General features: G+C 77.1%; 1 protein-coding gene. It reads left to right on the forward strand.

The features are described from left to right. Positions 1–129: 129 nt before the first annotated feature. Positions 130–4,847 (forward strand): hypothetical protein (locus KIK08_RS37260; RefSeq protein WP_214408022.1); only part of this gene is annotated, 4,718 nt, incomplete at its 3' end.

Genomic DNA, 4,847 nt, shown 5'->3' on the forward strand with positions numbered 1-4,847 from the left:
ATTCCGGGGTTCGGGGTGGTTCCGGATGCGGGTGCGCGTCCGGTTCCGACGGTTCCGGTTCCGACGGTTCCGGCTCCGGGCGGTCCGGCGGCCACGGCGGCGCCGACCGCGCCGGGTAGCGCTCCGGCCGTGACCCGGACCCCGGCGCCCACCGCGCCGGGTGGACCCGGGTCGGCGCGGGGGCTCGCCCGGTGGATCTGGCCCGCCGGGGTCGTCGCGGGGGCGGCCGCGGCACTGGTGGCCGGGCTGCTCGTCGTGCGGCGCCTCGGGGCGGGTGGGCGCGGCCCCGTCGGCGGCCCCATCGGCGGCGCTGTCGGCGACGTCGTCCGGGCCGGGCTGGGCGGGGCGCGCTGGGTGGAGCTGCAGGTGCGGGTGGGGGTGGTGCTGGCCGGGGTCCGAGCGCTGGCGCTGCTGGGTGCGGTGGTCGCGCGGGTGCGGTCGCCGTTCGTGCGCGGTGGCGCGGCGACGGCGCACCTGGCTCGCGGTCCGCCGGCGACGGCGCAGGAGTGGGGTGCCGCGGTCGCCGAGCGCGAGGCGCGGATCGCCGGGCTGCCCGCGGATCGGTGGACGGTCGAGCAGTTGCCGCGCCGCGACGCGCTGGTCAAGCGGCTGCACCGGGTGGTGCAGCGGCTGGGGCGGGTCGGGGCGACCTCGCCGCACCGCGCGGAGTTGCTCGCGGAGGGCGCGGCCTTGCTGGCGGCGCTGGACGTGCAGATCGCGACCGCGGCGAAGGCCGGGTGGAACGCCCGGTGGCGGGGCGGCATCGAGCGCCTGCACCGCTGGCTCTACGTGCCGATCACGTTCACCGTGACGGGTCAGCTGCTGTTCGGGATGTACTCGATGGCGCTGTTCGGGGGAGCGCACCACGTGGCCGCGCTGGTGCCCGACGGGGTGCTGTTCACGGTGGCGCTGTTCGGCCAGGTCGTGGGCATGCTGGTGGTGGGGCCGCTGTGGGACAAGCTGTCCGCCCGGCTGCTCACGGTGACCTCGTTGGTCGGCACGGCGGTGGCGCTCGGGCTGTTCGGGGTGGCCGGCGACTGGGTGCCGGGCTACTACCTGGCCGCGGCGCTGGCCGGGGTGGCCGGTAGCGGCAACTTCTACGTGCTGGCCAACCTGCAGGACTGGGTCGGGCGGACCACCGAGCTGCGTCGCGCCCAGGGCGAGAAGCCGCGGCTGAGCGACGGCGTCATCGGGCTGTCGATCCTCGGCGTGGTGACCGCCCTCTCCGGGATGCTCACGACCGCCGAGGTGCTGGAGCCGATCTCGTTGCCGCTGGCCACCGGCGTCGGCGCGGCGGTGGCTGCGGTCCTCGCGGTCGCCGCGTTCCTGGTGACCCCGGCCGAGCGGTTCGACCGGGCGGCGGCGCCGTCGCTGGCGCAGCTGTTCATCCGGCCGTTCAGCACGGTCCTGCACAACCGGTACGCGCTGGCCGTGGTCGCGGTCTACGGCACCTACGCGTTCACGCTGGGCGCGATCGACTCGGTGTGGCGGTTCTTCTTCGCCGCCATCGGCGCCCCGGGCTGGCTGACCATCACCGCAGGGTGGGCGTTCGTGGGCGGTGGGCTGCTGCTCGCCGGGATGTTCGTCAGCGGTGACCTGCGCAGCGGAGCCGGGCTGCTGCAGACGCGCCCGCGCGAGTTCGTGGTCTCCGCCGCCGCGCTCATGGCGGTCGGCGGCGGGGTCGTCGCGGCCAGCCAGCTCCTGGGACTGCACCCGATGATCGGCGTGGTCGTCGGGCTCTACATGCTGGAGGTCACCTCCACCGGCAAGCTGCTCGGGCTCAACGTGGTGATCAAGCAGACCGATCGGCTGGCCGCGTCCGAGAAGCAGGCGACCAAGACGGCCGGTGGTCTGGTGAAGGCGGTCGCGCAGGTCCTGGGCGCGTTCGGCGCCACGACGGCGTGGGCTTCGGGCGGGTGGAGCCTGGTCTCCGCGCTGGTGGCGGTGGGCGGAGCGCTGACGTTCGCCGCGGCCACGGTCGTCGACCCGCGCTGGATCGCCGGATTCGTGGCGAAGGTGCGCGGGGCGCCGGCGTGGTTCGCCGCACACCGGGCCGCGCGGGTGGGCGCTGCCGTCGCGGTCGGGATGCTGCTGGTGCTGGTGCTCGGCGGTGACGCCCACGCGGCGGCGCTGGGCGCGCCAGGCGGCGGAACCCCGACGGGGCTGCGGGACGTGGTCGTGGCGGTGGCGTCGGTGGTCGCGCCGGCGGTCGGCGCGGTGCTGGCGCTCCGGCACATCGTCCTGCCCTCCCCGCGTTCGTCCGGCGGTGCCGAGGCACGGGCCCCGCCGCGGTGGGTCCGGTGGGTGGTGGTCACCGCAGCGGTGACGGCGGTCGTGCTGGTCGCACTGGCCGGGACCGCGCACGCCCACCCGGCGGGGGCCGGGGCGGCGGCCGCGCTCGGCTCCGATGGCCTCGGCCCGGTCGTCGCCGTGGTCGCGGTCGTCGCGGCGCTCCCGGTCGTCGCGGTGGTCGTCGGCGCGCTGCTGCGGGCGAGGGCCCAGCAGGCTGCGCGCGCGGCGGAGCAAGCGCGTTCTGCCGGGGCGCTCGCGGACCTGCGCGCCGACGCGTCGGCCATCGGGCGGCTGGTGCTCGGGCTGCGCCAGGACGCCGAGCTGGCCGGGCTGCGCGCGCGGCTCGACGAGTTCGCCGCCACCGTCGCGCCGGAGGACCGTGGCGTCGCCCGGATGCGCGCCCACCTCGACGCCCTGGACGCGCTCGGGGCCCTCCTGGCCGCGACCGGCGACGCCGACCGGGCGGGCCTGGGGTGGCGGGTGCTGGACACCTTCTCCGACCTGCCCGGCTCGTTGCTCGGCTCCGACGAGGCACGCCGGGTCGTGTTCGCCGCGCTGACCGAGGCGTGGGCCGGGGCGGGGCCGGATGCCGCGGCGCCGCAGGTGCTGCCCGGTTGGCTGTCCGCGGCCCTCGGCCGGCCCGCCGGGCTGGAGCAGCGCTGGGCCGCCGCGTCCGGCCGCGCCCGGCTGGCGCTCGCCACGGCGGTGTTCGTCGATCAGGGAGCGGTCGACGACCGCTGGTCGGTCCTGCTCGACCGCATCGACGGGCGGCTGGGCGACATCGAGGAGCGGATGCACCGGGCGCTGGTCGCGCTGGCGGCGGACGAGGCCCTGCTCGACGACGTGCGCGGCATCGAGCTGCTGCTGGACGTGCTGCGTGCCCTGCCCGGCTGGGGCCTGGCCGCTCCGCCCGGCGCGGCGACGCGGATCGCCGCCGCCGAGCACCTGCTCGCCGACGTCCGCGCCGCGAACGACATGGTCTACACCGACTGGAGCGAGCCGACCGAGTTCTGGGCCGACGCCTGGGACGTGCTCGTCGGGTTGGCCGCCCGGCCCGCCGGGCGGCCGTCGCCGCTGCGCGCCACCCTGCTGCGCCGACTGGCCGCGTCGCTGGACATGGAGCTCGGGGCCCCCGCCGACTACGGGTTCACCAACACCCCAGAGTCCCTGTGGCGGGCGCTGGGCACGACCGCGGGGGAGATGGGCCGGCTCGCGAGGGTGTGGCGGTGGATCACCGTCCGCGAGCGGCTCGTCGTGGCCATGCTCGCCGTCGCCACCGACGTCCGCTGGGTCGGCGGCCTCCCGCACGACCTGGTGAGCCAGGACGCCCTGCTCGACCTGCTGCGCTGGCACGTCGACCCCCGGTTCGCCCCCTTCGTCGACCCGGCCGCCCAGCTACGGGCCGCAGCCTCCGACGGCGTCGACGGCGCCGCCCGCGAGGCGGTGCTCGGGGCGTGGACCACGCTCGTGGGCTCGGTCGTGCGGCTGCCGGCCGGGCTCGACCCGGTGGTCGCGGCACGGCTGCCGGGGCTGCTGGACCAGCTCGGCGGGGCGATGTCGGCCGACCCCGCGGCGCGGGCCGGACTGATCGCCGGTGAGGCCGAGGGCATGCGTCTCGCGGTCGTGACGGAGTTCGCCCGCGAGCTGCTGTGGATGCCGGTGGACCGCCTGCCGGTGCCGCTGTCCGCACCGGTGTGGGACGTGCTGATGGGCCACCACGACGTCAGCCTCGAGATCACGACGCAGGTGCTGGGCGCCTACCTCCGTGCCGGCGGCGGGAACAGCGGCAACCGGGCGGCCCTCGCGATCCTGCACCGGCTGTGGGGCACGGCCGAGGGCGCGTCCCTGCGCGAGCGGGCCCCGCACGACGTCGTCCGGCGGATCGCCGTGCCCGGGCGCCCCGGCGAGCACCGCGAGGTGCTCGTCGGCGTCGCCCGGGACGTCGTGGAGATCCTCACCCTCGGCCACCCCCGGTTCGGCGGATCGTGCCTGGACTGCGTGGTCGGCGAGGCGCGCGCGGCGGCGCAGGCATACCTGCTGCACGCGGACATCGCCGTCGTGCAGGTCTGGGCGCGCAACCCGGACGGCAGCCGCGGCGAGCGGCTGTCCCGGTTGGCCGTCCTGGAAACCGAGCACGGGATCTACTCGCTCAGCAAGCGGCCCTACGCCACAGGGAAGGAGGACTTCCGCGCCGAGCTGGTCGACTTCCTGCGCGGGTGGGCCGCGACGGGGGCCGGGGCGGTCGTGCTCGACCCGGCCCAGGACGAGCTGCTGCCGCCGGGGGTCGGCCACCTGCCGGAGCGCGAGGTGACCGTCACCGTGGCCGCGGTGCCCGTCCCGGGGCTGCGGCTGTGGGCCGACAGCCTGGGCAACGGGATGCACGAGCTGCCGTTCGAGCACCAGGTCCGGCTGCGCAGGCTGCCGGCCCCGCCGCGCGCGGCGGGCCGGACGGGGAACGGGCCGGCCGCGTTCGCCGGACCGCTGGCGCTCGTGGTGCCCGGGGCGACGGCGGTGCCGTCGACCACGGGGTGGCTGCTGCTGGGCGCGCTCGCGGT

This window comes from Pseudonocardia lacus (assembly GCF_018531445.1).
GTDB lineage: Bacteria > Actinomycetota > Actinomycetes > Mycobacteriales > Pseudonocardiaceae > Pseudonocardia > Pseudonocardia lacus.